The 6,079-nt window shown below is 32.4% G+C and carries 6 protein-coding genes; all 6 read left to right on the top strand.

Annotated elements, in window-relative coordinates; genetic code table 11:
* Positions 1 to 89: 89 nt before the first annotated feature.
* From SVN78_07665 to SVN78_07640, 6 genes are read left to right on the top strand one after another with little or no spacing between them, the layout of a single operon-like run.
* On the top strand, positions 90 to 1,421 hold the full coding sequence (locus tag SVN78_07665) for a UDP-glucose/GDP-mannose dehydrogenase family protein (protein MDY6821480.1): 1,332 nt from the start codon (positions 90 to 92) through the stop codon (positions 1,419 to 1,421).
* A gap of 1 nt (position 1,422) precedes the next feature.
* The gene (gene lepA / locus SVN78_07660; GenBank protein MDY6821479.1) at positions 1,423 to 3,216 is read left to right on the top strand and encodes a translation elongation factor 4; all 1,794 of its coding nucleotides are present in this window, start codon (positions 1,423 to 1,425) and stop codon (positions 3,214 to 3,216) included.
* Between the two features lie 9 nt (positions 3,217 to 3,225).
* Positions 3,226 to 3,810: a signal peptidase I gene (gene lepB, locus SVN78_07655; GenBank protein ID MDY6821478.1), complete on the top strand. Its 585-nt coding sequence runs from the start codon at positions 3,226 to 3,228 to the stop codon at positions 3,808 to 3,810.
* A 1-nt stretch (position 3,811) separates the two neighbouring features.
* Positions 3,812 to 4,534 (top strand): UMP kinase, encoded by a 723-nt coding sequence (gene pyrH, locus SVN78_07650; GenBank protein ID MDY6821477.1) that lies wholly within the window; start codon positions 3,812 to 3,814, stop codon positions 4,532 to 4,534.
* Complete coding sequence (frr, locus tag SVN78_07645) at positions 4,527 to 5,084, top strand: ribosome recycling factor (protein MDY6821476.1); 558 nt, start codon at positions 4,527 to 4,529, stop codon at positions 5,082 to 5,084. The genes pyrH and frr overlap by 8 nt, the downstream gene beginning before the upstream one ends.
* A complete protein-coding gene (locus SVN78_07640; GenBank protein MDY6821475.1) occupies positions 5,084 to 5,830 on the top strand; it encodes an isoprenyl transferase in 747 nt (248 codons plus the stop codon). Before frr ends, SVN78_07640 begins: the two co-directional genes overlap by 1 nt.
* The last annotated feature ends 249 nt before the right edge of the window (positions 5,831 to 6,079 follow it).

Raw genomic sequence — 6,079 nt, 5'->3', positions numbered from 1 at the left:
ATAAAATTTTATTAGACATATAGATAAAGAATTTTATTGATATATATTGATAAATCTGTAAAAATATAAAGATTTATGAGGTAGAATATATGAAAATTGCTGTTATTGGCACTGGTTATGTTGGCTTAGTAACAGGTGCTTGTTTTGCCGAATTTGGCCTATTTGTTACTTGCGTTGATATAGATGAAAAAAAAATTGAAAACTTAAAGAATTGCAAAATACCTATTTACGAGCCAGGACTTGAGTCTATAATTAGGCGCAATGTTAGCGCAAAGAGGCTTTCCTTTACTACAGATATAGAAAGCTCAATTAAAAACAATCTTGTCATATTTCTTGCAGTTGGAACCCCATCCAATGCAGATGGTTCAGCAGATTTAAGTTCAATCTTTGATGTATCTAGGAAAATAGCAAAATTCATTAATAGTTATAAGGTAATAGTAAATAAAAGCACAGTCCCTATAGGCACAGGTAGCAAGGTAAAAGAGATTATTAGAAATGAGAAAAAAAATAATTGCGACTTTGACGTAGTTAGTAACCCAGAATTTCTTAGAGAAGGAAGTGCTGTAAATGATTTTTTAAGACCAGATAGAATAGTAATAGGAGCTGAAACTGATCATGCAATTGCTATAATGAAAGATATTTATTCACCACATTACCTCAATGAGCCACCCTTAGTAATTACTAATATAGAAACAGCAGAGATGATAAAATATGCAAGCAATGCCTTTTTAGCTTTAAAAATATCATATATTAATGAAATAGCAAATCTATGCGATCTAACAGGTAGCGATGTACACAAGGTTGCAAAAGCAATGGGGATGGATGGCAGAATCGGCAGTAAATTTTTACACCCTGGCCCCGGTTTTGGTGGTTCGTGCTTTCCAAAAGATTCAAGAGCTATTTTACATACATCTAAGATGTTTGGTTACAATTTTCAATTAGTAGAAACCCTTATAAAGGTTAATAACAATCAAAAAAAACATGCTGCAGATAAGATACTTAGGCTATTAGAAAAGAATGTTTCAAATAAGCCTTTGGAGAAATGTACTGTGGCCTTATTAGGTCTTTCCTTTAAACCAAATACTGATGATGTTAGAGAGTCACCCTCATTAACTATAATTGAAGAATTATTAAGGTATGATATTAGTATAAAGGCATATGATCCAGCAGCAATGAATAATATAAAAAACATCTTTGGAAACAAAATACAATATATGATCGATGAATATTTGGCAGCAAAAGATGCAGATTGTTTAGCCATAATAACTGAATGGAATCAATTTAGAAAACTTGATATGGAAAAAATAAAAAAACTCATGAAGAACCCAAATCTAGCAGATTTAAGAAATGTATACGAACCTGAATATATTAAAAGCCTGGGTTTTAATTATACCTGCATTGGCAGAGAGACTGTAGCATAAAATGGACGTTAAGTTTACAAGAAACTTTGCAATAATAGCTCACATTGACCATGGTAAGTCAACATTGGCTGATAGAATGCTAGAATTAACAAATAGTGTTAATGAAAGAAAGATGAAAGAACAGTTTTTAGATGATCTTGTTGTTGAAAGGAATAGGGGCATAACAGTAAAATCACGCACTGTATGTATAAAATATAAATATAAAGATGGTAATATATATAAATTAAATCTAGTGGATACCCCTGGACATGTTGATTTTAGCTATGAGGTTTCTCGAAGTTTAAAAGCATGCGAGGGGGCAATTTTAGTTGTAGATGCATCACAAGGGGTTCAAGCCCAAAGTATAGCAAATACATACAAAGCTGCTGAGCTCAATTTAGAGATTATACCAGTTATAAATAAGATTGATTTGCCTAGTGCTGACATTGACAAAACAAAAAGAGAGATTGAAGAACTTATTGGTATTGATGCAAACAGTGCAATTTTAACAAGTGCTAAAAAGAAAATAGGCATTGATAGCTTGTTAGATGCAATTATTGAAAGGATACCACAGCCTAAAGGGGATATAAAGGCTCCTCCAAAAGCCCTCATAATTGATTCTTGGTATGATGCCTATAGGGGTGTTATAGTATTGGTAAGAGTATTTGATGGCATCTTGAAAACAGAAGATAAAATATTTTTTATGTCTACACAAAAAACCTATGAAATAGATAGCATAGGTATTTTCGACCCTTTCCCTTCTATCGTTAATGGGCTATCAGCAGGGGATATAGGCTTTATTTCTGCAGGGGTAAAACACCCTAAAGACGTTAAAATTGGTGATACAATAGGGAATGTAGATAATCCAATTAACATGCCTTTAAAGGGCTTTAAGATTATAAAACCAATAGTATATTGCGGTTTCTATTTAGTCGATCCAGAAGCCCTTGAAGTTTTAAAAAATGCTCTTGAAAAACTCTCCCTAAACGATCCCTCATTTACTTTTGAAGCTGAGACATCTTCATCACTCGGTGTAGGTTATAGATGTGGTTTTCTTGGTATATTACATATGGAGATAATTCAAGAGCGATTAGAGAAGGAATTTGGGATAAATCTGATAACAACTGCTCCAACAGTTAAATATAGGGTGCACAAAAAAGATAGTACTATCTTAGAGGTTGACAATCCCTCGCTATGGCCTAATCCATCTGAGATATTAAAGGTAGAAGAACCCTTTGTGTATGCTACAATCATTATCCCAGATGAATTTGTGGGCAATGTTATACAACTTATGCAATCAAAAAGGGGTAAGCAAAAAAATATCAAATATACTCAAGAGAATAGGGTTGTCCTTGAATACAATTTACCTCTTGCAGAAATGATACTTGACTTCTATGATAAACTAATGTCAACAACTAAAGGCTTTGCATCATTTGATTATGAACATATTGGCTATTATGAATCTGACTTGGTTAAACTTGATATTATGATCAATAAAAACACAATTGACGCTTTAAGTTATATTGTAGATAGGGCTCAAGCCTACTATAAAGCCCGTGAACTAGTAGAAAGAATACAAAAGGTAATCCCAAGACAACTTTTTGAGGTTTCTATACAAGCAGCAATTGGAAAAAAAATTATTGCCAGGAAAAATGTAAAAGCCTATAGAAAAAATGTAACAGCAAAATGCTATGGTGGAGATATAACAAGAAAGAAAAAATTGCTTGAAAAACAAAAAGAAGGTAAAAAAAGAATGAAGCACGTTGGAAAGGTTGAAATTCCACAGGAAGCTTTTCTATCTATTTTAAAAATATGAAGGTGTAAAATGGAAAAACAGAATAAAAATAAGTGGAGAGAGACCCTAGACTCTTTGGTTGTTGCATTTGTTATAGCTATGCTTATTAGAGCCTTTTGTATTCAAGCTTATAAAATTCCTTCTGGCTCAATGAAGGACACACTACTACCAGGGGATCATATTATTGTTAATAAAATGGCCTATAAATTTAAAAAGCCTAAATTCCAAGATATTTTAGTATTTGAGTGGCCCCTCGATCCTACCAAGGATTTTATAAAAAGGGTAATTGGCTTGCCAGGCGATAGAATAAAAATGGAGGATAGAATACTCTATAGGAATGGAAAGAAAATAGATGAGCAATATGTTATCCATGGGGATAATTTTAATAAGGCGCCAAGGGATAGTTTCGATGAATTTACAGTGCCTAATGGTTATTATTTCGTTATGGGTGATAATAGAGATTCAAGTTTCGATAGTAGATATTGGGGTTTGGTTAATAAAGAATTGATAAAAGGTGAGGCATGGTTTATATATTGGTCATGGCAATTACCATGGGATTCTGAAGATGGCCAATTTAAGTTAAGATTCGACAGAATATTAAAATCAATCGGATAAGATGAAACTAAAATACAAGAAAATATTATTGAAATTAAGCGGTGAAGCCCTAATGGGTAAAAATAAATTTGGAATTGATGGTAATGTTGTAAAATATATAGCAAAGGAAATAAAAAAAATATATGAACTTGGCGTAGAGATTGGAATTGTTATTGGCGGTGGAAACATATTTAGAGGGGTATCTGATTCTGCTAAAGATATGGATAGGGTATCAGCTGATTATATGGGAATGCTCGCTACAGTTATCAATGCCCTATCACTTCAAAATGCTTTAGAAGCTTTAAATATCCCAACAAGAGTTTTAACAGCTATTGAAATGCGTCAAATTGCAGAGCCTTTTATTAGAAGAAGAGCTATGCGACATTTTGAAAAGGGCAGGATAGTTATATTTGCAGCTGGTACTGGCAACCCTTATTTCACAACTGATACAGCAGCAAGCCTTAGAGCCTCTGAAATTGGTGCAAAAATAGTTATAAAAGCAACGCGGGTAGGCGGTGTTTATTCTGCCGATCCCCTCAAAATAAAAAATGCTATCAAATATGATAAAATAACTTATCTAGAGATGATAAATAAGGGTTTAAAGGTAATGGATTCAACAGCTGTGAGTATGTGTATGGAAAATGATATACCAATTATTATATTTGATATATATGAAAAAGATGGTTTAAAGAAAATTGTTTTAGGAGAAAAACTTGGAACAATAGTAGGAGGTTCATATGATTGACGACATCTTAAAGAGTATTAGAGAAAAAATGGAAAAAACAACTATACACTTTAGAAGTGAATTAAAGAGTATAAGAACAGGACGGGCATCAATCAGCCTATTTGACAATATTAAAGTTGATTACTACGGAACACCCACACCAATAAATCAACTCTCAACCTTACACACACCAGATCCACACACTGTCACTATTCAACCGTGGGACCCCTCATCTGTAAAAATGATTGAAAAGGCTATTTTGGGCAGCAACTTAGGGTTAAACCCAACAAATGATGGCAAGATTATAAGGGTTACGATACCCCCGTTAACAGAAGAAAGGAGAACCGAGTTAACAAAGATCGTCAAAAAAATGGCTGAGGATGCAAAAATAGCTATAAGAAATGAACGAAGACTGGGCTTAGACAATATAAGAAAAGGTGAAAAAGAGGGAGAGATTTCAGAAGATATTGCAAAAAAAACATCTGATGACATACAGCAGTTAACCGATGAATTTGTAAAAAAAATTGATGAACTAGTTGAACAAAAAATAAATGAAATAATGGAGATATAATGAATCTTGACCCTATACCATCACATGTTGCAATTATAATGGATGGTAATGGTAGATGGGCAAAAAAAAGAAACCTCCCTAGGGTTGCTGGTCATAAATCTGGCATAGATGTAGTAAAAAAGATAATCAACCATACTCTAGATAGAAACATTAAATATCTTACATTGTTTGCATTTTCTACTGAAAATTGGCTTAGACCAAAAGAAGAAGTAGAAGAACTTATGAACTTATTAGATTTTTATATTGATAAAGAATTATATAAGGCCTTAGAAAAAAACATAAAATTTCTATATTCAGGTAGGATTGGTGATATTCCTAAGAATATAAGAAAGAAAATATACAAGGCTATTGAGCTCTCAAAAAACAATAATAAGATGATCCTAAACTTTGCATTGAGTTATGGTGGACAGGAAGAGATTGTCGATGCCATTAAAAAAATATTGAGTGATCATAGAGAAAATAAGATTGATATTGAGGATATTAACAAAAAAACTATCTACCAATATATGTATAATCCTGAAGTACCAGATATTGATCTCTTGATAAGAACAAGCGGTGAAAAAAGGATTAGCAATTTTATGTTATGGAGACTTGCCTACACAGAGCTATTTTTCACAAATACATTATGGCCAGATTTTACATGCGAGGAATTTGACAATGCCATTGAGGACTATTTAAATAGAAAAAGACGATATGGCCTAATTGATGAACAAATATTTAAAAAAACTACAAATGACAAATATTAAACAACGAATATTAACTGCGGCAATTATAATACCAATTAGTATATTTATTTTAATATATTCTAATTCTATTGTGTTTTACCTTATACTAGAATTGGTAATTTTTATTGCAATTATTGAATTCTTAAGGATGTTGTCTTCAAAGGGTATAAAATATATAAGCACCCCAATCATATTAAGTGGCATTTTTCTGCCCATAGCAATTGCTAGAGAAGATTTTTTTTTAGTAATTTTTACACTCCTTTTTATTTC

The organism is Deferribacterota bacterium, assembly GCA_034189185.1.
Lineage (GTDB): Bacteria > Chrysiogenota > Deferribacteres > Deferribacterales > UBA228 > UBA228.
The sequence above is the reverse complement of the archived record's forward strand: the minus strand, read 5'-3'. Positions and strand labels throughout refer to the sequence as shown.